General features: G+C 68.7%; 17 protein-coding genes and 1 tRNA gene. 14 read left to right on the top strand and 4 right to left on the bottom strand.

Going from position 1 to position 21,186, the window contains the following annotated elements:
• Positions 1–55: 55 nt before the first annotated feature.
• The 3 genes from AC5RWG_RS04215 to AC5RWG_RS04205 all read left to right on the top strand — a co-directional run bounded on the left by AC5RWG_RS04215 (position 56) and on the right by AC5RWG_RS04205 (position 2,753).
• Positions 56–889 (top strand): sulfurtransferase, encoded by an 834-nt coding sequence (locus AC5RWG_RS04215; protein ID WP_494049742.1) that lies wholly within the window; start codon positions 56–58, stop codon positions 887–889.
• A 109-nt stretch (positions 890–998) separates the two neighbouring features.
• Positions 999–2,159 carry an NAD(P)-dependent alcohol dehydrogenase gene (locus AC5RWG_RS04210; RefSeq protein WP_494049743.1) on the top strand — a complete coding sequence of 387 codons (1,161 nt, stop codon included), beginning with the start codon at positions 999–1,001 and terminating at the stop codon, positions 2,157–2,159.
• Positions 2,160–2,324: 165 nt separating this feature from the next.
• Entirely contained in the window at positions 2,325–2,753 is a 429-nt protein-coding gene (locus AC5RWG_RS04205) for an HIT family protein (protein WP_494012443.1), read from the top strand.
• Between the two features lie 10 nt (positions 2,754–2,763).
• Here the strand turns inward: AC5RWG_RS04205 and hrpA are convergent, their stop codons facing one another.
• Positions 2,764–6,753, bottom strand: coding sequence for an ATP-dependent RNA helicase HrpA (hrpA, locus tag AC5RWG_RS04200; protein WP_494049744.1), 3,990 nt, complete (start codon positions 6,751–6,753; stop codon positions 2,764–2,766).
• A 370-nt stretch (positions 6,754–7,123) separates the two neighbouring features.
• Between hrpA and AC5RWG_RS04195 the strand changes: the two genes are divergently transcribed.
• The 3 genes from AC5RWG_RS04195 (at position 7,124) to AC5RWG_RS04185 (ending at position 9,905) form a co-directional block, all read left to right on the top strand.
• A complete protein-coding gene (locus AC5RWG_RS04195; RefSeq protein ID WP_494025781.1) occupies positions 7,124–8,113 on the top strand; it encodes an ABC transporter substrate-binding protein in 990 nt (329 codons plus the stop codon).
• 102 nt (positions 8,114–8,215) lie between these two features.
• A complete protein-coding gene (locus AC5RWG_RS04190) occupies positions 8,216–9,115 on the top strand; it encodes an ABC transporter permease (RefSeq protein WP_493979031.1) in 900 nt (299 codons plus the stop codon).
• Position 9,116: 1 nt separating this feature from the next.
• Complete coding sequence (locus tag AC5RWG_RS04185; protein ID WP_494109375.1) at positions 9,117–9,905, top strand: ABC transporter ATP-binding protein; 789 nt, start codon at positions 9,117–9,119, stop codon at positions 9,903–9,905.
• 62 nt (positions 9,906–9,967) lie between these two features.
• Here AC5RWG_RS04185 and AC5RWG_RS04180 read toward each other — a convergent pair whose 3' ends face one another.
• Positions 9,968–10,945: a helix-turn-helix transcriptional regulator gene (locus tag AC5RWG_RS04180; RefSeq protein ID WP_494100847.1), complete on the bottom strand. Its 978-nt coding sequence runs from the start codon at positions 10,943–10,945 to the stop codon at positions 9,968–9,970.
• Positions 10,946–11,192: 247 nt separating this feature from the next.
• Here AC5RWG_RS04180 and AC5RWG_RS04175 point away from each other — a divergent pair, with 247 nt between their 5' ends.
• Positions 11,193–11,750: a DinB family protein gene (locus AC5RWG_RS04175; RefSeq protein WP_494000141.1), complete on the top strand. Its 558-nt coding sequence runs from the start codon at positions 11,193–11,195 to the stop codon at positions 11,748–11,750.
• 170 nt (positions 11,751–11,920) lie between these two features.
• On the opposite strand, the gene AC5RWG_RS04170 is transcribed toward AC5RWG_RS04175, so the two are convergent.
• The gene (locus AC5RWG_RS04170; protein ID WP_494000140.1) at positions 11,921–12,088 is read right to left on the bottom strand and encodes a hypothetical protein; all 168 of its coding nucleotides are present in this window, start codon (positions 12,086–12,088) and stop codon (positions 11,921–11,923) included.
• Between the two features lie 81 nt (positions 12,089–12,169).
• Here AC5RWG_RS04170 and AC5RWG_RS04165 point away from each other — a divergent pair, with 81 nt between their 5' ends.
• Both AC5RWG_RS04165 and AC5RWG_RS04160 read left to right on the top strand, forming a co-directional pair.
• Positions 12,170–13,168, top strand: a complete 999-nt coding sequence (locus tag AC5RWG_RS04165; RefSeq protein WP_494000139.1) for a GlxA family transcriptional regulator — start codon at positions 12,170–12,172, stop codon at positions 13,166–13,168.
• 168 nt (positions 13,169–13,336) lie between these two features.
• Complete coding sequence (locus AC5RWG_RS04160; RefSeq protein WP_494109374.1) at positions 13,337–13,963, top strand: hypothetical protein; 627 nt, start codon at positions 13,337–13,339, stop codon at positions 13,961–13,963.
• Positions 13,964–14,047: 84 nt separating this feature from the next.
• Here the strand turns inward: AC5RWG_RS04160 and AC5RWG_RS04155 are convergent.
• Positions 14,048–14,120, bottom strand: a tRNA-Arg gene (locus AC5RWG_RS04155).
• 204 nt (positions 14,121–14,324) lie between these two features.
• Between AC5RWG_RS04155 and argS the strand changes: the two genes are divergently transcribed.
• From argS to thrB, 5 genes are read left to right on the top strand one after another with little or no spacing between them, the layout of a single operon-like run.
• Entirely contained in the window at positions 14,325–15,968 is a 1,644-nt protein-coding gene (gene argS / locus AC5RWG_RS04150; protein ID WP_494166469.1) for an arginine--tRNA ligase, read from the top strand.
• A complete protein-coding gene (gene lysA / locus AC5RWG_RS04145; protein WP_494109373.1) occupies positions 15,968–17,440 on the top strand; it encodes a diaminopimelate decarboxylase in 1,473 nt (490 codons plus the stop codon). Before argS ends, lysA begins: the two co-directional genes overlap by 1 nt.
• Positions 17,441–17,496: 56 nt before the next feature.
• Positions 17,497–18,822 (top strand): homoserine dehydrogenase, encoded by a 1,326-nt coding sequence (locus tag AC5RWG_RS04140; protein ID WP_494167095.1) that lies wholly within the window; start codon positions 17,497–17,499, stop codon positions 18,820–18,822.
• Positions 18,823–19,923, top strand: coding sequence for a threonine synthase (gene thrC, locus AC5RWG_RS04135; protein WP_494166468.1), 1,101 nt, complete (start codon positions 18,823–18,825; stop codon positions 19,921–19,923). It begins immediately after the preceding gene.
• Complete coding sequence (thrB, locus tag AC5RWG_RS04130; RefSeq protein WP_494075452.1) at positions 19,916–20,902, top strand: homoserine kinase; 987 nt, start codon at positions 19,916–19,918, stop codon at positions 20,900–20,902. The genes thrC and thrB overlap by 8 nt, the downstream gene beginning before the upstream one ends.
• The last annotated feature ends 284 nt before the right edge of the window (positions 20,903–21,186 follow it).

The following is a 21,186-nucleotide window of genomic DNA, read 5'->3' as shown; positions in this document are numbered from 1 at the left end:
GACTGTCGAGACACCGGCGGGCAACGACGCCCGCCAGCAGTCAGGAGGAGATCTCATGAGGACTCTGATGGACGTGCAGACACTGCGTGAACGGATGATCTCCGGACAGCGCACCGTACTGCTCGATGTTCGCTGGAAACTGGGCGACGACGCCGGCCACAGCCACTACCGCCAGGCCCACATTCCCGGCGCCGTCTACGTTGACCTGCCGTCGCAGCTGGCGTCGGCGCCGACGCCAGCCGGCGGACGCCATCCGCTGCCGGAGCCGGAGGCCTTCCGCGAGGCCGCACGCGATTGGGGCATCAACAACGACGACGTCGTGGTGGCCTATGACGACAACGGCGGCATGGCCGCGGCCCGGGTGTGGTGGCTGCTGAAAGACGGCGGATTCGACTCCGTCTACCTGCTCGACGGCGGGCTCGCCGCCTGGCGGGACGAGGGGTTTGAACTGGACAGCGGCGACGAGCTGGCGTGCCTGGGCAACGTCGAACTGGGCAGCGGCAGGATGCCCAGGCTTGAGCTGGAGGACGTGCTGGATTTCGCGGGTACCTCGCTGTTGCTGGATGCCCGCGCCGTCGAGCGTTACCGCGGCGAGTTCGAGCCGGTGGACCCCCGCGCCGGACACATCCCCGGCGCCGTCAGCGCACCGACCACGGCCAACCTGGCCCCGGACGGACGCTTCCTGCCCTCCGCGGAACTCGCGGCACGATTCAAGGAACTGGGGGCGGAAGGACGCAAAGTGGCCGTCTATTGCGGCTCGGGCATTACGGCCGCCCACCAGGTCGCGGCGATGGCCGAGGCCGGCATGGATGCGGCGCTCTTCCCCGGCTCCTGGTCGCAGTGGTGCGGACATCCGGAGCTGCCGGCAGCCACGGGGAGCGCGCCGTAATCAGCCGCCTGGTCAGCCCCGTGCCCGCGCCCTGCAGCACGGCACCGAAAGCGTCACAGAGGGTGTGCCGTGGTGGCATGGCGAAGCAGCAAACGGTAGCGTCAGGCCCATGACACTTGGCCGTCCGGCACCGCCGCCGCTGGGGAAACCGCTCACACCTGACCAGGAGCAGCAGGCCCTCGCGGCAGCCGACCTGCCGACACCGAGGAGCAGTATGAGGACGGCCGCGGCCTACGGAGTGACGGGGCCCGGATCCGGAATGGTTGCGCTGCAGATCGAACGCCGGGCCGCCGGGCCGCACGACGTGGAGATCGCCATTGCCTTCTGCGGCCTCTGCCACTCGGATGTCCACACGGTTCGCGGCGAGTGGCGCGAGATCGAGTATCCGCTGGTGCCCGGCCACGAGATCGTTGGGCGGGTCACGGCCATCGGCCAGGACGTCACCCTGCATGCCGTCGGCGACCTGGTGGGGGTGGGCTGCATGGTGGATTCCTGCGGCGACTGCTCCGCCTGCGGGGAAGGACTTGAACAGTACTGCGACAAGGGTGCAGTGGGCACCTACGGCGCCCGCGACCGCCGCCACGGCGGGGAGATGACGCAGGGCGGGTACGCAACGTCCGTCGTCGTCGATGAAAACTTCGTGCTGCGCGTACCGCCGGAACTGGACCCCGCCGCCGCGGCCCCCCTGCTCTGCGCCGGCATTACCACTTACTCGCCCATGCGCTACTTCGGCGTCGAAGCCGGCGACTCCGTCGGCGTGGTGGGCCTGGGCGGGTTGGGGCATATGGCGGTCAAACTGGCCAAGGCCATGGGAGCGTCGGTAACCGTCTTCACGAGCTCTGCGGACAAGGCCGATTCGGCCCGCGCGCTCGGCGCCGACCACGTGGTGGTGACCGGAGACGCCGAGGCGCTCGCGGCCGCCCGCCGCAGTGTTGATTTGGTCATCGACACGGTGGCCGCGGCCCACGACCTGGCCCCGTACCTGCGGGCCATCCGCCGCGACGGTGCGCTGATCCAACTGGGCGTGCCGCCCGAGCCGATGCCTCCGGTGCCGGTCAACCTGCTGATGCGCGAGCGCGTCGCCTACGGCGCCTCGAAGATCGGCGGCATAGCCGAGACCCAGGAGATGCTGGACTTTTGCGCCGAACACGGGATTACGGCCGACATCGAACTGGTGGGCGCACCGGACCTCGACCAAGCCTATGACCGCATGGTGGCCGGCGATGTTGCCTACCGGTTTGTCCTGGACATCGCATCGCTGAACCGTTAAGCAAGGGCCGAAACCCTGGTGACCGACCGGTGTGGACCTGCTTGCACCGAAGCCGGGCCGGCCGAACCTTCGCTGTCACCCGACCGGACCCCCATCAGCCCGACTGGAACCTGCCCGACTCTTACCGACCCCCCCGAGTGACCCCAACCGACAAGGACTGCGTACATGAGCACCCTCTTCACCAAAATCATCGACGGCGAGATCCCCGGCCGCTTCGTCTGGAAGGACGACGACGTGGTGGCGTTCCTGAGCATCGGCCCGCTCGCGGACGGGCACACCTTGGTCGTGCCGCGGCAGGAAGTGGATCGCTGGACCGACGCCCCGGCCGACCTGCTGCAGAAACTCACGGCGGTCGCCCAGACCATCGGCAAGGCCCAGGTGGAAGCCTTTGGCGCCGCCCGCGCCGGCCTGATCATCGCCGGCTTCGAGGTGAACCACCTGCACCTGCACGTCTGGCCCTCCAACTCGGAGGCCGAGTTCGACTTCAAGAGGGCGCAGCAGGACCCGGACCCGGCCGTGATGGATGAGTCAGCCAAGCGCCTCCGGGCGGCGCTGCGCGAGGCCGGACACGGGGACGTCGTCCCCGCCGACTGACGCGCATGCCTCAGCCGGCGAGGGCCTCGTTCAGGGCCGTTCGGACGCGCTTTTCGGACACCGAATACGCGGTGCCGAGTTCCTGCGCGAAGAAGCTGATCCGCAGTTCTTCCAGCATCCAGCGAACCCTGTCCAGCCCCGAGCCGTCCAGGTTGCCGGGCTTCAGCGCCGCCCTCGCGTCGTCGTACTCGTCTTCGAGCCGCTGCACCACTGCCATGTGCTGCACGTCCCGGCCCACGGCGGTCGGCAGTTTTTGCAGCCGGCGCTCAATCCCCTCGAGGTAGCGCGGCAGCTGGCTGAGCTGCGCATAACCCGTGGCCGCCACGAACCCGGGATAGACCAGCTGCTCCAGCTGGCTCTTGATGTCGGAGAGCGGACTGATCAGGGCCAGGCTGGCGTTGGACTTCAGTTCCTTCTGGATCCGCCGGGTGCTGGAGAGGATCTTCTCCACGATGGCGGTCACGGTGAAGACGGTATCGATCAGTTCCGCGCGGACCTGCTCGTACAGCGCGTCGAAGCCGGCCAGGGTGAAGGGCAGCTCGGCCGGCACCAGCTTGTCCACCGCGGCCTGCGTGCAGTCGTCGATCAGCGACGCCACCGAACCGTGCGGGTTCTGCGTGAACGTCAGCTTCTCCGTGTTGTTCAGGTGGTCCAGCACGTACCGCTGCGGCGAGGGTACCCGCAGCACCAGCAGCCGGATGATGCCCGAGCGCATCGCCGCCTGCTGGCCGGAGGGTGTCTGGTAGACGCGCACACCGACGGTGGCGCCTTCGTCCACCAGGGCCGGATAACCGGTCACGGTGTGCCCGGCCACCTCGCGCCTGACCTCGCGGGGGAGGTCACCGTCCGGCCAGGAGGTCAGGCCGCTGCGTTCCTGCAGGCCCGCGGCGGCCTGTGCAGCAGTCCCCGACGCCGGTGTCCCGGCAACGGGGGCTGTGCCCGGAGCGTCGCCCTGGCCGCCGCCGCGCTTCTTGCCGGTGGCGCCGCGGCGCTGACCCGCCGGCGACGGCTGCGCGGTCTTCGGGGTCGCCCCGAGCGACTCGGCGATGGCCCGGCGGTTCGCCGGCGCGAGTTCCTGCTGCAGCCGGTCCAGGTCCTTGTCCTCGCCCAGCACCTTGCCGGTGCCGTCGAGCACGCGGAATGTCATGCGCAGGTGCGGCGGAACGGTCTCCCAGTTCCATGAGCCGGGCGGGATGATGTGTCCCTTCAGCCGGCGCAGGACCAGCTCCAGCGACGGCTCCAGGTCATCTTCGGCCGGATCGAAGTCCGCAGCCAGGGCCGCCGCCGCGCTCCGGGCAACCTCCGGGGCGGGAACGAAGTTCTTCCGGATCTGCTTGGGCAACGACTTGATCAGCGCGGTCACCAGCTCCACCCGCAGGCCCGGGATCTGCCAGCGGAAAGGAGCCGCGTCCAGCTGGTTGAGGAACAGCACCGGCACGTGCACCGTTACGCCGTCCGACGGATCCGGGGTTGCCCCCGGTGCCACGGGCGAGAATTCATAACTCAGCGGGAGCTCGAAGGTCCCCTGCCGCCAGGTCTTCGGGAACGCCGAGGTGTCGAGTTCCTCGGCGTCGGCGGCCAGCACGGCATCCGGATCGAAATCCAGCAGCGTGGGATTCTCCGCCCGCGCATCCTTCCACCACTTGTCGAAGTGCCGTTCGGAGACCACCTCGGGGCCGATCCGTTCGTCGTAAAACTCGAACAGCGTTTCGTCGTCCACGCGCAGGTCGCGGCGGCGCATCCGCGTCTCCAGTTCCTCGACCTCGGCCAGCAGCTTGCGGTTGCGGTGGAAGAACTTGTGGTGCGTGCGCCAGTCGCCCTCCACCAGGGCATGGCGGATGAACAGCTCGCGGCTGAGTTCCCGGTCGATCCTGCCGTATTGGATGCGGCGCTGCGGGACGATCGGCACCCCGTAGAGGGTGACCTTCTCGTAGGCCATCACGGAGCCCATCTTCTTGGACCAGTGCGGCTCCGAATACGTGCGTTTGCACAGCTGCGGGGCAATCTCTTCGGCCCAGGCGGGATCGAATTTCGCCGCCACCCTGGCCCACAGCCGTGAGGTTTCCACGAGCTCGGCGGCCATCACCCAGTCCGGCGACTTCTTGAACAGCGCTGATCCGGGGAAGATGGCGAACCGGGTGCCTCGCGCGCCGGCATATTCGCGCTTGCGCTCCTCGTACACGCCGATGTGGCTCAGCAGGCCGGCGAGCAGGGACTTGTGGATGTCATCGTGCCTGCCCACGGGGTCGACCTCGTGTCCCGACTCCAGCGAGATGCCCAGCGGCTTGGCCAACTGGCGCAGCTGCGCGAACAGGTCCTGCCACTCCCGGACCCGCAGGTAGTTGATGAATTCCGTGCGGCACAGTTTGCGGAACTGGGTGGAGGAGAGCTCCTGCTGCCGCTCCTGCAGATAGCGCCATAAATTCAGGATGCCGGTGAAGTCGGACTTCTCGTCCACGAAGCGCTTGTGCTTCTCGTTGGCCTGCTGCTGCTTGGCCGCATTGTCCCCGTGGGACCGTTCCCGGGGGTCCTGGATGGTCAGCGCCGCCGCCAGCACCATCACCTCGCGCACGCAGCCGCGCTGGCCGGCTTCCACGATCATGCGGCCCAGGCGCGGGTCCACCGGCAGTTGCGCCAGTTTGCGCCCGACGGCGGTGAGGCCGGACTTCGGCGCGGGCCCTCCCTTGGCGCCGGGCTCGGGCAGGGCGCCGAGTTCGCGCAGGAGGGTGACGCCGTCGTTGATGGCACGGGACTCGGGCGGCTCCACGAACGGGAAGGCTTCGATGTCCTTCGGACCGCGGGCCACGCCCATCGCGGTCATCTGCAGGATGACCGCGGCCAGATTGGTGCGCAGGATCTCGGGGTCGGTGAACTCGGGCCGGGACTCGTAGTCCTCTTCGGAGTAGAGCCGGATGGCGATGCCGTCGCTCACGCGGCCGCAGCGGCCCGAGCGCTGGTTGGCCGAGGCCTGCGAGATGCGCTCGATCGGCAGCCGCTGGACCTTGGTCCGGTGCGAGTAGCGGGAGATGCGCGCGGTGCCGGTGTCGATGACGTACTTGATGCCCGGAACCGTCAGCGACGTCTCGGCCACGTTGGTGGCCAGCACGATCCTGCGCTGGCCGCCGGGGGAGAAGACCCGGTGCTGTTCCGCCAACGACAGCCGGGCGTACAGCGGCAGGATCTGGGTGCCGGCCAGCCGGCGGTTGGTCTTGATCCTGGCCGTGAGGGCGTCGGCGGCATCGCGGATCTCGCGCTCGCCGGAGAAGAAGACCAGGATGTCGCCGGGAGCCTCCAGGGACAGCTCGTCCACCGCGTCACAGACGGCGTCGAGCGGGTCGCGGTCTTCCTCCAGCTCGTCCACGTCCGGGTTGTCGGGATCGGTGGCCGCCGGCTGGTTCAGCGGGCGGTAGCGGATTTCCACCGGGTAGGTCCGGCCGGAAACCTCGATCACCGGCGCCGGCGCGTCGTCGCTGCCGAAGTGCCGGGCAAAGCGGTCCGGGTCGATCGTCGCGGAGGTGATGATGACCTTCAGGTCCGGACGCTTGGGCAGGATCTGCTTGAGATAGCCCAGGATGAAATCGATGTTGAGGCTGCGTTCGTGGGCCTCGTCGATGATGATTGTGCTGTACTTTTTCAGGAGTTTGTCGTGCTGGATTTCGGCCAACAGGATGCCGTCCGTCATCAGCTTGATCCGGGTATCCCGGCCGACCTCGCCGGTGAAGCGGACCTGGAAGCCGACCTCCTGGCCGATCTTCACGTCCAGTTCCTCGGCGATGCGTTCGGCCACGGTCCGGGCGGCCAGCCGCCGGGGCTGGGTGTGGCCGATCAGCCCCTTCTCGCCCAGGCCCAGCTCCAGGCACATCTTCGGGATTTGCGTTGTCTTGCCGGAGCCGGTTTCGCCGGCGATGACGGTCACCTGGTTCGCGGCGATGGCCGCCATGATGTCCTCGCGCCGCTCCGAAACCGGCAGGGCCGCGGGATACGTGATGTTCACAGCCATGATTGACCACAGTCTAGTCGCTGGGCCCGCTGACCCGGGCCGTCCGCACAGCGCGCACGGCCCGGCGTGCGTCCGTGGACATAAATAACTATCCGGCGACAAACAGATGCAATTTGTCCGGCGGGGGAGACGTATCTCATATGGTTGTCCTGACCCCGCGGTTCTGATTAGACAATGTGACTCGGTTCACAGGTAAGATCTTCAGGACGCTTCCGCAGGGTTGCCTGCCATAACCGCCGGCGCCGATGACGACGCCGCGTGTGGCGGACCGCTTCAGCCGCGCCGGGGAGGGGCGGCAAGGCGGAAAAGTGCCGGGCTATCCGGCACGTGACGGACATTTGAAAGGAACATCGTGAAGAAACGTTCGACCATGTTCGGCCTGGGGTCAGGCCTGCTGGCCACCGCCCTGCTTGTTTCCGCGTGCGGCAACGCGGGATCCTCCGAGGGCAATGCCGCTGAAGGCAGCACCGAATCGGTGGAGATCGGCATCAGCCAGATCGTCTCGCATCCGTCCCTGGACGCGGCCCGCGAAGGGTTCAAGAAGGCGCTGGCCGACAACGGCTACGTCGAGGGCGAGACCGTGACCTACGACGAGCAGAACGCGCAGGGCGACCAGGGCACCGCGACCTCCATCGCCGGCAAGTTCGCCAGCGACCAGAAGGACCTCATCCTGGCCATCGCGACGCCCACCGCACAGGCGGCCGTGCAGGCCATCGCCGACACCCCGATCCTGTTCACCGCGGTCACCGACCCGGAGTCCGCCTCGCTGGTGGAAAGCATGGACGCTCCGGGATCGAACGTCAGCGGTACCTCGGACCGCAACCCGGTCGAGGAGCAGCTGGCCCTGGTCAAGGAGCTGAACCCGGACGCGAAGTCCGTGGGCATCGTCTACTCCTCGGGCGAGGTCAACTCCACCGTCCAGGTCGAATGGGCCAAGGAAGCGGCCAAGGAACTGGGCCTGGAGATCAAGGAAGCAGCAATCTCCAACTCCGGTGAAGTCCAGCAGGCCGCCGAGTCGCTCGACGTCGACGCGTTCTACGTGCCGACCGACAACAACGTGGTGTCCGCCCTCGAGTCCCTGATCCAGGTGGCCGAATCCAAGAAGATCCTGACGATTGCCGCCGAGGGCGACTCGGTGAAGCGCGGCACGGTGGCCACCTACGGCATCAACTACGAAAAGCTGGGCTACCAGACCGGCGAGATGGCCGTGAAGATCCTCAAGGGCGAGGCTGAACCGGCCTCCATGCCGGTGGAGACCCAGACCGAGCTGGAACTCTACGTCAACCCGGCCGCCGCCAAGCGCATGGGTGTGACCCTGCCGGACGGCTACGCCGACACGGCCGACCACGTCTTCGAGTAAGCCCGACCTTCCAGCTCGAGCCGAAGAAGTCCGCAGTCCCTCCGGCGGCCGGCCAGCCCGGCCGCCGGATCGACGCCACGAGAGAACCAAGGTCTACTACCTATGATTACCGCGGTTGAGCTTGGGCTGATCTACGCGATCATGGCCCTGGGGGTCTACCTGACCTTCCGCATCCTCGATTTTCCCGACCTGACGGTCGACGGCAGTTTCACCACCGGCGCCGGAGTCGCCGCCATCAGCATCATCAACGGCATGCCGCCGGTCATGGCCACCATCCTGGCCTTCATCGCCGGCATGGCTGCCGGCACCGTCACCGGCCTGCTGCACACCAAGGGCAAGATCAACGGCCTGCTGGCCGGCATCCTGACAATGATCGCCCTCTATTCCATCAACCTGCGCATCATGGGCCGGGCCAACCTGCCGCTGTTGCGCGAAGAAACCCTGATCACCCCGCTGCGCGAGTCGGGGATGCTCGGCGGCATCGGCGCCATCGCCATCTTCCTGCTGGTCGCGCTGGTGGTGAAGGTGATCATGGACTGGTTCCTGCACACCGACATCGGACTGGCCATGCAGGCGACCGGCGACAACGAACAGATGATCCGCAGTTTCGGCGTCAGCACGGACAACCAGAAGATCCTGGGCCTCGCCCTGTCCAACGGGCTCGTGGCCGTCTGCGGCGCGTTCATCGCCCAGTACCAGGGGTTCGCCGACATCGGCATGGGCATCGGCCTGATCCTGGCCGGCCTGGCCTCGGTGATCATCGGCCAGGCGATCTTCGGAACCCGCCTGATCTGGATCGCCACCCTGGCCGTGGTGCTCGGTTCCGTACTGTACCGCGTGGTCATCCAGCTGGCCCTCCAGGCCGGCCTGCAGCCGAACGACATGAAGCTGGTCTCGGCCGTGCTGGTGGTCATCGCGCTGGTGCTGCCGCAGTGGAAGGTCTTTCGCCGCGTCGGCGGGCTCGGAAAGATGAAGAAGTCCCTGACGGGAGCGAAGGGCTGACATGCTGGATATCAAGAACGTTCACAAGACCTTCTTCGCGGGCACCGTCAACGAGCGCGTCGCCCTGCAGGAGATCAACCTGTCCCTGGCCGCCGGCGAATTCGTCACGGTGATCGGCAGCAACGGTGCCGGCAAATCGACCATCCTGAACATCACCTCCGGCAAGCTGCGCCCGGACGTCGGCACGGTGAGCATCGACGGCAAGGACGTCACCAGGCTCGCCGACCACCAGCGTGCCCGCTTCGTCGGCCGCGTCTTCCAGGACCCGATGGCGGGAACGTCACCGGAGATGACCATCGAACAGAACCTGGCCATCGCCTACGAACGCGGTAAGCGCCGCGGATTGCGCCCCGGCGTGACCCGCAGGAAGCGCGAATTCTTCAAGGAAGAGCTGCGTTCGTTGGAGCTCGGGCTGGAGAACCGGCTCAAGGCCAAGGTCGGCCTGCTCTCGGGCGGCCAGCGGCAGGCGCTGTCGCTGCTGATGGCCACGTTCAGCAGCCCGAAAATCCTGCTGCTGGACGAGCATACCGCCGCCCTCGACCCGCAGCGTGCGGAGCTGGTCAGCCGCCTGACCGCCGAGGTGGTGGACCGGCACCGCCTGACCACGCTGATGGTGACCCACAATATGGAGCAGGCGCTCCGGCTGGGCACCCGGCTGATCATGATGCACGAGGGCCGGATCATCCTGGACCTAAACCAGGAACAGAAGCAGAAGGCCACCGTGCCGGACCTGCTGCATGAGTTCGAGAAGATCAAGGGTGTGGTCGACGACCGCACCATGCTCCAGTAGCGTCCGCGCTGCAGGAGCCACCGGCATCGGACCGGGTCGACGTACGACGGCGGCTGTCCCACCTAGGCGGTAGGGGCGGCCGCCGTTCCCGTGCCGGCCGCGGCAGCCAGCCGGCCCGCGAGCTCCGCGGCGCGCTGACGGAATTCCGCCGGCTCCAGGATCTCGAACGCAAAGCCGGTGGCGGCCAGCTCGACCAGGGGGTAGTCCAGCGAATCGTAACCGGCGCGCAGCACGGTGGCCCCGCCGTCGTCGGACAGGACGGCGATGTTCGGCGGGATCCGCTCGGCGACGGCCTGCAGGGGAGCGTCGATCCGGACCACCACGTCGAACCGGTACGGGGACCTGGTGATCGACTGCTGGACGTAGGCGGCCAGGTCCGGCTGCGGCAACTTCCGCGGGGCAAAGCGTTCACGCGCCGTGGGAACCGACTCGAACCGGTCCACCCGGAAGGTGCGCCAGTCCTGCCGGCCGGTATCGTAGGCCACCAGGTACCAGCGCCGGCCGGTGTCCACCAGCCGGTACGGTTCGGCCAGGCGGCGGCCGGACTCGCCGTCCGCCTTGGCGTAGCGGAAGCCGACCACGCGCCGTTCGGCGATGGCGGTGGAGATCCCGGTCAGCACCTCGGGGTCAACGGCCGCGGTGGGGCCGGCCAGGGTGACCACGGCGTTCTTCAGCGTGGAGAACTTGGGCCGTAGCCGCGCCGGCAGCACCTGCTCCAGCTTGGTCAGCGCCCGGAGCGACGCCTCGCCGACGCCGGCCACCGGGCTGGCGGTCACCGCCCCAAGACCCAGCGCGACGGCGAGGGCTTCGTCGTCGTCGAGCAGCAGCGGCGGAAGCTGCGCGCCCGCGCCCAGCTGGTAGCCGCCGGCCACGCCGGGGGACGCATTGATGGGATACCCGAGGCTGCGGAGTTTGCCGATGTCGCGGCGCACCGTCCGTTCGGTGACACCCATCCGCCCGGCCAGGGCGGACCCGGTCCACTCCCGGCGCATCTGAAGCAGGGAGAGCAGCTGCAGCAGCCGCGCGGATGTTTCGAGCATGGCCCACCTGACTTCAGCAGCCGGAGCGTGCCGAATCGTCCAGCACGCACGGGTGCCGGTCGTTCCGGCAACAGGGCCACTCTAGTCCCGATTCAGGACAGGATCGGTCCGCGATGCAGGGGACCGGCGTCGGCAACCTGACCCGTCGAAGGGGGGGTGTGTCCCGGCTATGGGCAAACAGCCGGCCGCCCGGCATGATGGACTCCCGGGCTCCCCAGGCGGGGAGCCGCCGTTGGGAGGAGCCGGCATGTCTTTCAATGCAGCCGAGGAGTTGCTCGAGCAGCTGACCTGGCATTGGGACGCCCAGGCCCGGCCGCGGCTGGAGGGCCTCACCGACGAAGAGTACTTCTGGGAGCCCGCCGAGGGCTGCTGGAACGTGCGGCACCGCGGGACCAGTACCGCACCGATGGCGGTGGGCGCCGGCATTTTCACGATCGACTTCGGACTTCCGGAGCCGGTGCCGCCGCCGGTGACCACCGTCGCCTGGCGGCTGGGCCACATTCTGGTGGGCGTGCTGGGCAGCCGTAACGCCTCGCACTTCGGCGGGCCGCCGGTCAGCTACGAATCGTTCGACTATCCGGGCACGGCGTCGGGCGCGTTGGAACTGCTGGACGAATACTATGCGCACTGGACCGCGGGGGTCCGGGGACTCGGCGTCGAGGGGCTGGCGGCGCCCTGCGGGCCGGCCGAAGGCCCCTATGCCGATCGCTCCATGGGGACGCTGGTGCTGCACATCAACCGGGAAATGATTCATCACCTGGCCGAGATCGCGCTGTTGCGCGACCTGTTCGCCCACCGCCAGTAGGGAGCCGTAAAGAGGGTCCGGCCCGCGGGTCCCATCAGAGGGCCGGATCCCGCGGGGTGCTTCAGAGGGTTCGGCCCGCGGGTCCCATCAGAGGGCCGGGTCCCGCGGGGTGCTTCAGAGGGTTCGGCCCGCGTGTCCCTTCGTCAGGAACCCGCGGAGGGGTGGCCGGGTCAGGCCAGCCGGGCGAGGTCGGTGTAGGGGCGGCTCGGGGTGGAGCCGGCCGTCCAGTCGGCCTGTGAGCGTTCCGGCGGGGTGTTGCCCCGTCCGTCACGCAGGATCAGCCGGAGGGTTTCGATGATGACGAGGAGTGCCAGTGCGGTGATCAGGAGGAGTTCCATGCCTCCATGGTGGTCCTGCAGCCGGCAAAAAAAGAGTGGCAGAAACGACCATAAAGCATAAAAAACTGCCATACTGGTCGCATGCTGAAAAAGGTGGCCGTGGTGGTGCTTCCGGGAGCTGCGCCGTTCGAATTCGGGGTGGTCTGCGAAGTCTTCGGCATCGACCGTTCCGACCGGGGGACCGGCGTTCCGGCGTTCGACTTCCGGATCTGCACTCCCGAGCCCGGGGTCGTCAGCAGCAAGCTGGGATTCTCCCTCAATGTCGCCGTCGGGCTGGAGGCCGCCGACGACGCGGACCTCGTGGTGGTGGCGCCGTACCAGCGCATGGACCAGGCCCCCGAAGCACTTCTGCAGGCCCTGCGGGCGGCCCACGCCCGCGGCGCCTGGGTCTTGTCCGTGTGCTCGGCGGCCTTCGTGCTGGCTGAAGCTGGGCTGTTGGACGGCCGGCGCGCCACCACCCACTGGCAGTACTCGCACCAGCTGGCCGCCGAATATCCGCAGGTCGACGTCGACGAAAACGTGCTGTACGTGGAGGACGAGCGCATCATCACCAGCGCCGGCACCGCCGCCGGAATCGACGCCTGCCTGCACCTGGTCCGGACCGAACTCGGGGCATCCGTGGCGTCGGCCATCGCCCGGGACATGGTGGTGCCGCCGCATCGGGCCGGGGGCCAGTCGCAATATATTGACCGGCCCATGTCGCTGGCCGGCTGCCACACCCTCAAGGACCTGCTGGCCTGGCTGTCCGAGAACCTGGCCCAGGACGTCAGCGTTGCCCAGCTGGCCGCGCGGGTCCACATGTCCGAGCGCACCTTCGCCCGCCGGTTCCGGGCCGAGACCGGCGCGACGCCGGCGGCATGGATCAACGCCCAGCGGGTGCTGCGTGCGCAGGAACTGCTTGAGGAATCGGACCTGAACATCGAGGAGATCGCCCGGATCACCGGGTTCGGCCAGGCGGTGCTGCTGCGCCACCATTTCGCCAGGTCCGTTGGCGTGAGCCCGGCGTCCTACCGCCGCACCTTCCGCGGCGGTGGCGCCGCCGCCGGCGCGCGGCAGCCGGCAGGCAGCGCGGCCCGCTAGGGGGCCGTTTCCCTCCGCGGCACGCCGGGGGTTGTCCTTGTACCGCGGCCCGCGTGCAGGCACACTCATAAGTGTGCTTAGTAGTCCGGCGGGCGATGCGCGGCGGATGAGCAGGGTGCATGCGCCTGCCGGGTGCGCGCACCCCAAGCGAATAAAGGAGAACCGGTGATGAGTTCAGCTGCAGAAGGGGCCAGAAGCCCGAAACAACGACGCAATGACGTGGTAGCGGCGGAGAGGCGCCAATTCGGCGGCATCAAGTGGGGCTCCGCGTTCTTCGGCTGGCTCGCGGCCACCGGGATCGGAGTCATCCTGACGGCGCTGATGGCCGCCATCGGCGCCGCCGTGGGGATCGCCGAGAGCGCCGATCCCGCGCAGGTCGCCGAGCAGGCGTCCCGGAACCTGGGGACGGTCGGCATAGTGGGCGGGATCATCCTGGCCGTCATCTTGTTCATTTCGTATTTCTGCGGCGGGTACGTGGCCGGCCGGATGGCCCGCTTCGACGGCGTCAAGCAGGGGCTGGCCGTGTGGCTGTGGGCGATCGTGGTTGCCATTGTGCTCGCCATCCTGGGGCTGATCGCCGGCAGCCAGTTCAATGTGCTGAGCAGCTTGAACAGTTTCCCCCGCGTGCCCCTAGGCGAAGGGGAGCTGACGACCGGCGGCATCGTATTCCTGGTCTCCGCGCTGGTCTCGCTCGCCGGTGCCATTCTTGGTGGCAGGTCCGGCATGCATTTCCACCGCAAGGTGGACCAGGTGGGCGTCGACCGCCGCTTCGACGGGCCGGGAGACGGCGAGTGAGGTGACTCCGGCGCAGGCCGGCTGCCGTTAACGGGAGAATCCCCGGCTCTTGAGCCGGGGATTCTCCCTTGTCCTGCGCTTCAGTGCCCTCGATAGGATTCGAACCTACGGCCTTCTGCTCCGGAGGCAGACGCTCTATCCCCTGAGCTACGAGGGCGCGGCACCGGCTGGAAACCCGGTGCCCTGCGGGACCTATTGAGCTTATCAGTATCTGCGCCGCCAGAAGAAATGCGCCCGGACCGGCCCCGACGGCGGCCGCATGCAAGGTGGCCGGTCCGGCCGGCACAGTGCGCCTGCGAGCCCGGTCACAGCCAGCCCGCCGAAAGCCGGTCGGATCAAGGGATTGCCCTATGCTTGTGGGGTGACTCCTGAAGAACTTTCCGCTGCCATTGCCGCCTGCCTGCAGGTCGCCGTCGACGCCGGCGACTTCGCCGTCGAAATGCCCAGCGAGGTCCGGGTGGAGCGCCCCAAGAACCGCGAGCACGGGGACTGGGCCACCAACATCGCCATGCAGCTGGGCAAGAAGGCCGGCATGAGCCCGCGCCAGTTCGCCGAAATCCTCAGCGCGCGGCTGGAGAAGATCGACGGCGTCAGCCGGGTGGACATCGCCGGACCCGGATTCCTGAACATCACCGTGGACGCCGCCGCAGCCGGAACGCTGGCCCGCAGCATCGTGGAGGCCGGCAGCGCCTTCGGCACCGCCGGCGACCTGGCGGGCCAGCGGATCAACCTCGAATTCGTCTCCGCCAACCCGACCGGTCCGATCCACCTGGGCGGGACCCGCTGGGCGGCACTCGGCGACGCCCTGGCCCGCATCCTGGCCGCCCAGGGTGCCGACGTCACGCGCGAGTACTACTTCAACGACCACGGGTCGCAGATCGACCGCTTCGCCCGCTCGCTGCTGGCGAAGGCAAAGGGCGAACCCGCCCCCGAGGACGGCTACGGCGGAGACTACATCGCGGACATCGCCCAGGCGGTGCTGCGGCAGAATCCGGATGCGCTGTCGGCGGCCGACCCGCAGGAAGAGTTCCGCAGCCGCGGCGTCGAACTGATGTTTGGCGCCATCAAGGAATCGCTGCATGAGTTCGGGGTGGACTTCGACGTCTACTTCCACGAAAACTCCCTGTTCGAGGACGGCGCGGTCGAAAAGCTGCTGGAGCAGCTCAAAACCTCCGGCAGCCTCTACTTCCAGGACGGTGCCTGGTGGCTGAAGTCCACCGACTTCGGCGACGACAAGGACCGCGTCGTCATCAAGTCCGACGGCAATGCCGCCTATATTGCCGGCGACATCGCCTACTTCAAGAACAAGCGGGACCGCGGCTTTGACCTGTGCATTTACATGCTCGGCGCAGACCACCACGGTTACGTCGCCCGGCTGAAAGCCGCCGCGGCCGCCATCGGCGACGACGCCGACCGGGTGGAAGTGCTGATCGGGCAGATGGTCAACCTGGTCAAGGACGGCAAGCCCCTGCGCATGTCGAAGCGGGCCGGCACGGTGGTGACCATGGAGGACCTGGTCGACGCCGTGGGCGTGGATGCCGCCCGCTATGCCCTCACCCGCTCGCACGCCGATTCCAACATCGACATCGACCTGGACCTGCTGGTCAAGCACAGCAACGACAACCCGGTCTTCTACGTGCAGTACGCCCATGCGCGCACCTGCGCCGTCGCGCGCAACGCGGCCTCTTCCGGCGTGGACCGCAGCGCCTTCAATGCCTCGCTGCTGGACCACGCCACGGAGAACGAGCTGCTGGCCGTGCTCGGCGCCTACCCGTCGGTGGTCGCCACCGCCGCGAAGCTGCGCGAACCGCACCGCGTCGCCCGGCACCTGGAAGTCATCGCCGGCGCGTACCACCGCTGGTACGACGCCTGCCGCGTGACGCCGATCGGCGACGGCGAAGTCACCGACACGCACCGTACCCGCCTGTGGTTGAATGCCGCCGTCACCCAAGTCCTGGCCAACGGCCTTGGCCTGCTGGGCGTCAGCGCGCCGGAGAGGATGTAATGCCCGCAGCACACGAAACCGCCGCCGCGTCCGACCTGGCTCCGGACTGGCTCTCCTGCCCGCAGGACGTCAACCGGCTGGACGCCAAGCTCTGGGCCCGGGACGTGTCCCGCGGCGCGGCGGGCGAACTGGAAATTTCCGGCCTCGGCGTCGCCCGGCTCAAGGAGCAGTTCGGCACGCCGCTGTTCGTGGTGTCCGAGGACGACTTCCGGGCCCGCGCGCGCGAGTTCAAGCAGGCCTTCGACGAGGCCTTCAGCACGCTCTGCGGCGGTGTGGACGTGTACTACGCCGGCAAGGCGTTCCTCAGCGTGGAAATCGCCCGCTGGGTGGCGCAAGAGGGGCTGCGGCTGGACACCTGCAGCGGCGGGGAGCTGGCCGTGGCCGCCCGCGCAGGCATCCCGGGGGAGGACCTGGGCCTGCACGGCAACAACAAGTCCGACGCCGAACTCCACCGCGCGCTGGACATGGGGCTGGGCCGCATCGTGGTGGACAGCCTCGACGAACTGGCGCGCCTGGGAGCCATCGCCGCCGCCCGCGGCGAGATGGCCAACGTGATGCTGCGGCTGACCCCCGGCGTGCACGCGCACACCCACGAGTTCATTGCCACGGCGCACGAAGACCAGAAGTTCGGGCTCTCGATGGCCGGCGCCGACGACGGCGCGGGGCACGACGGCGCGCAGCCCCGCCCGGCCGGCTCGCCGGCCGCGCAGGCCGTGGCGGCGGCGCTGGAGCACGAGTCCATCAACCTGCTGGGCCTGCACTGCCACATCGGATCGCAGATCTTCGAGCCCGAGGGGTTCGCGCTGGCGGCCGAGCGGCTGCTCACGTTCGTGGCCGAGGTGCAGCGGGTCCACGGCGTGGACCTGCACGAACTGGATCTGGGCGGCGGTTACGGCATTGCCTACACCGAGGCCGACAGCCCCCGCCCGCCGGCGGAACTCGCCCAGGCGATGGCCGCCGTCGTGCGTTCCGTCACGGAGCGGCTGGGCATCCCGGTGCCGCGGATCTCGATCGAACCGGGCCGGGCCATCGCCGGGCCCAGCACGTTCACGCTCTACTCGGCCGGTACCCGCAAGACCGTCCAGGTGGACACGGAGGGCGGCGGCAGCAGCCCGCGGCGCTACGTGTCCGTGGACGGAGGCATGAGCGACAACGCCCGGCCGGTGCTCTACGACGCCGACTACTCGGCGGCGCTGGCCTCCCGTGTGACGGACGCGGCCCCGATTATTTCCCGCGTGGTTGGTAAACACTGCGAGAGCGGTGACATTGTAGTCAGGAACGTTTACCTGCCCGAGGACATCGAGGCAGGGGACCTGCTGGCGGTGCCGGCGACCGGGGCCTATTGCTGGGCGCTCTCCAGCAACTACAACTACGTTGCCCGGCCACCTGTGGTTGCCGTGCGCGGCGGCGAGGCACGGTTGATCATTCGAGGCGAGACCGAAGCCGACCTGCTGGCCCGTGACCTGGGCTGACCGCCGGCCGGGCAGCAGTTATTGCGAGTAAGACTAAGACTGAGAGTTTGGGCAGCATGAAAACGCTGAAGGTAGCACTGTTGGGATGCGGAAATGTCGGCGCCCAGGTGGCCCGCATCCTGCTTGACGACGCCGACGTGCTGGCCGCACGGACCGGCGCGCGGCTGGAACTGACCGGCATCGCGGTGCGCAATGCCGGCGCCAAACGGGCCGTGGAACTGCCCGCAGAGCTGTTCACCACCGACGCCGCGACGCTGGTCAAAGACGCCGACATCGTGATCGAACTGCTGGGCGGCCTGGAACCGGCCCGGACGCTGATCCGCACCGCAATCGACAACGGCGCCGCCGTCGTCACCGGTAACAAGGCCCTGCTGGCCGCCGACGGCCAGGAGCTGTACGCCCAGGCCGACGACGCCGGCGTCGAACTCTCCTTCGAGGCGGCCGTGGCCGGGGCCATCCCCATCCTGCGGCCGATCCGCGAGTCGCTGGCGGGGGACCGCGTCACCAAGGTGATGGGCATCGTCAACGGAACCACCAACTACATCCTGGACCAGATGGACTCCACCGGCGCCCAGTTTGGCGAGGCGCTGGCCGCCGCGCAGGAGCTCGGCTACGCCGAAGCCGATCCGACCGCCGACATCGAAGGGCATGACGCCGCCGCCAAGGGCGCGATCCTGGCCGGGCTGGCCTTCCACACCGCGGTCGACCTGGCCGACGTCCAGTGCCAGGGCATCAGCTCCGTCTCCGCCGACGACATCGCCGCGGCCCGGGACGCCGGCTACGTGATCAAGCTGCTGGCGATCGCCGAGCGGCTGAGCGGCGCCGACGGCCGCGAGGGCGTGTCCGTGCGCGTCCACCCGACCCTGCTGCCGCGCCAGCACCCGCTGGCCGCCGTGCACGGGGCGTTCAACGCCGTCTTCGTGGAAGCGGAAAACGCCGGCGAACTGATGTTCTACGGCCAGGGTGCCGGCGGCGCGCCGACCGCCTCGGCCGTGGTCGGCGACGTGGTCAGCGCCGCCCGGCGCATGGTCGGCGGCGGCCCGGGCCGGACCGAAACGGCGACCGTGGACCTGCCCGCCGTCGGGCTGGACTCGGTGCGCACCAGCTACTACATCGGCCTGGACGTGGCCGACCGGCCCGGCGTGCTGGCCCAGATTGCCGGCGTTTTCGCCGAGCACGGGGTCTCCATCGAGACCATGCGCCAGACCATCCACACCGAGGGCCCGCTGGATCCCGCCCACGACGGCGCCGAGGTGACCGCCGAACTGCGCTTCGTCACCCACCGGGCCTCCGAGGCGTCGCTGGCCGCAACGGTCGAGGCCGTGCGCGGGCTCGACATCGTCAACGCTGTTACCTCTGTCCTGCGAGTAGAAGGAATCTAAGTGGCCCACCAATGGCGCGGCGTCATCCGCGAATACGCGGACCGGCTGCCGGTATCGGAGCAGACCGAGATCATCACCCTCGGCGAAGGCGGCACCCCGCTGGTGCATGCCAAGGCACTCTCCGAACTGACCGGATCCGAGGTCTACCTCAAGGTGGAGGGGATGAACCCCACCGGCTCCTTCAAGGACCGCGGCATGACCATGGCCATCACGGCCGCCGTGGAGGCCGGCGCCAAGGCGGTGGTCTGCGCGTCCACCGGCAACACCTCCGCCTCCGCTGCCGCATATGCCACCCAGGCCGGGCTGAAGTGCGCGGTGCTCGTGCCGGCCGGCAAGATCGCCATGGGCAAGATGAGCCAGGCGATCGCGCACGGCGCCGAGATCATCCAGATCAACGGCAACTTCGACAACTGCCTGGAAGTGGCCCGCAAGCTCTCCGAGGCCTACCCGGTGTTCCTGGTCAACTCGGTGAACCCGGCACGCATCCAGGGCCAGAAGACGGCGGCCTTCGAGACCGTCGACTACCTGGGCGACGCCCCGGACATCCACGTGATGCCGGTGGGCAACGCGGGCAACATCACCGCGTACTGGAAGGGGTACCAGGAGTACGCCGCGCCGTACGAATCGGCCATTGCCGGCATGCTCCCGCCGGTCGCCACCAAGACCCCCGTGCTGTGGGGCTTCCAGGCCGCCGGCGCGGCGCCGCTGGTGCTGGGACACCCGGTGACCGAACCGGAAACCATCGCCACCGCCATCCGGATCGGCAATCCGGCCTCCTGGGACACCGCCATCGCCGCACGCGACGAGTCCGGAGGCCTGATCGACTCGGTGACCGACGACGAGATCCTGGCCGCGCACCGCTGGCTCTCCTCCCGCGAGGGCGTCTTCGTGGAGCCCGGCTCCGCGGCAGGCGTCGCCGGCGTGCTCAAGAAGCACGCGGCCGGCGAGGTGCCCGCGGGCAAGACCATCGTCATCACGGTCACCGGCCACGGGCTGAAGGACCCGCAGTGGGCCCTGCAGACCGAGGACGGCAGCGAGGCGGCGCCGGTCAAGGTGGACTTCGACGTGGTCAGCGTGGCCAGCGCCCTGGGTCTTGAGTAGCAGCACCTTGCCGGGGGAGGGCACCGCCGTGGCCGGCCGCATCGCGCCCGGCCAGCGCGTCACCGTGCGGGTTCCGGCCACCAGCGCCAATCTGGGCCCGGGCTTCGACAGCCTGGGCCTGGCCCTGGCCTACTACGACACCGTCACGGTGGAATCGACCGACGACGGCGTCTTCCACGCCTCCGTGAGCGGCGAGGGCGCGGCGGGGCTGCCCGCCGATGAAAGCCACCTGATCATCCGCACCCTGCGCGGCACGCTGCGTGAGGCCGGGTACGACGCCGGCGGGCTGCGCCTGCGGGCCCGGAACCTCATTCCGCACGGCCGCGGCATGGGATCCTCGGCCGCCGCCGTAGTCTCCGCCGTGCTGCTGGCCAACGCGCTGCTGCCGGAGCGGGAACGGCTGGGGGCGGCAGACATCCTGCAGGTTTGCTCGGCGCTGGAGGGGCACCCCGACAACGTGGCTCCGGCCCTGGGCGGACAGCTGGCCATCTCCTGGGAAGAGGACGGCGTGTTCGCCAGCACCTGCGTGCCGATCTGCCCGGACATCGTGCCCGTGCTGGCCATCCCGGCCTACGAGCTGTCCACGGAAGCCGCGCGCAACCTCCTGCCCGCGTCCGTGCCGCACCACGTGGCCGCCGCCAATTCCGGCCGCGCCGCCCTGCTGGTCCACGCGCTGACCCGCGATCCGTCCCTGCTGCGGGTCGGAACCGAAGACTGGCTGCACCAGCGGCACCGGGCACCGGCCATGGAACCCAGCGCCGCGCTGATCGCGGCGCTGCGCAGCCAGGGCCACGCCGCCGTCGTCTCCGGTGCCGGACCCACCGTGCTGACACTCGCCGCGGACGAGGCCGAAGCGGAGCAGGTCCAGCGGGCCATCGCCGCGCATCTGGAACGCCGCGACTCGCCGGGAAACTGGCGGGTGCTGAAACTGGCAGTGGACACAGATGGTGCTAAAGTGGAAGTGCACCCCCGGGATTAACCGGCGAGGACACCTGCCGGATGCTCCGGATCAAGCAAGCCGAGTAGCCGTTTGGGCAGGATCCCCGTTCCAGGTGCAGCCTTTCAGGAGCCTTCCGCGGCACTCAACGGCGTTGCTGCCGGCCATCGGCCGGACAGGACCTCACTCGTTCCATCCGGACGGCTTGTTTCAAGGTTTTTCATCTCTGATCACCCGGACTTGTTTCGGCACGACGCCGCAGGCAATACCGGACCCAGCCGGGCTTCTCATGCAACGGCCGGGTAGCAAACAACGCGGTGCGCTTC

Source organism: Arthrobacter sp. Y3221160 (assembly GCF_059092585.1).
The sequence above is the reverse complement of the archived record's forward strand: the minus strand, read 5'-3'. Positions and strand labels throughout refer to the sequence as shown.

Excerpts from the sequence above, each read along its gene's own strand:
- AC5RWG_RS04195 (WP_494025781.1), top strand. The coding sequence starts at position 7,124 with ATGTTCGGCCTGGGGTCAGGCCTGCTGGCCACCGCCCTGCTTGTTTCC.
- hrpA (WP_494049744.1), bottom strand. The coding sequence starts at position 6,753 with ATGGCTGTGAACATCACGTATCCCGCGGCCCTGCCGGTTTCGGAGCGG.
- AC5RWG_RS04165 (WP_494000139.1), top strand. The coding sequence starts at position 12,170 with ATGCTGAAAAAGGTGGCCGTGGTGGTGCTTCCGGGAGCTGCGCCGTTC.
- AC5RWG_RS04140 (WP_494167095.1), top strand. The coding sequence starts at position 17,497 with ATGAAAACGCTGAAGGTAGCACTGTTGGGATGCGGAAATGTCGGCGCC.
- AC5RWG_RS04190 (WP_493979031.1), top strand. The coding sequence starts at position 8,216 with ATGATTACCGCGGTTGAGCTTGGGCTGATCTACGCGATCATGGCCCTG.
- AC5RWG_RS04160 (WP_494109374.1), top strand. The coding sequence starts at position 13,337 with ATGAGTTCAGCTGCAGAAGGGGCCAGAAGCCCGAAACAACGACGCAAT.
- AC5RWG_RS04180 (WP_494100847.1), bottom strand. The coding sequence starts at position 10,945 with ATGCTCGAAACATCCGCGCGGCTGCTGCAGCTGCTCTCCCTGCTTCAG.
- lysA (WP_494109373.1), top strand. The coding sequence starts at position 15,968 with ATGCCCGCAGCACACGAAACCGCCGCCGCGTCCGACCTGGCTCCGGAC.
- AC5RWG_RS04170 (WP_494000140.1), bottom strand. The coding sequence starts at position 12,088 with ATGGAACTCCTCCTGATCACCGCACTGGCACTCCTCGTCATCATCGAA.
- AC5RWG_RS04185 (WP_494109375.1), top strand. The coding sequence starts at position 9,117 with ATGCTGGATATCAAGAACGTTCACAAGACCTTCTTCGCGGGCACCGTC.
- AC5RWG_RS04205 (WP_494012443.1), top strand. The coding sequence starts at position 2,325 with ATGAGCACCCTCTTCACCAAAATCATCGACGGCGAGATCCCCGGCCGC.
- AC5RWG_RS04210 (WP_494049743.1), top strand. The coding sequence starts at position 999 with ATGACACTTGGCCGTCCGGCACCGCCGCCGCTGGGGAAACCGCTCACA.
- AC5RWG_RS04175 (WP_494000141.1), top strand. The coding sequence starts at position 11,193 with ATGTCTTTCAATGCAGCCGAGGAGTTGCTCGAGCAGCTGACCTGGCAT.
- AC5RWG_RS04215 (WP_494049742.1), top strand. The coding sequence starts at position 56 with ATGAGGACTCTGATGGACGTGCAGACACTGCGTGAACGGATGATCTCC.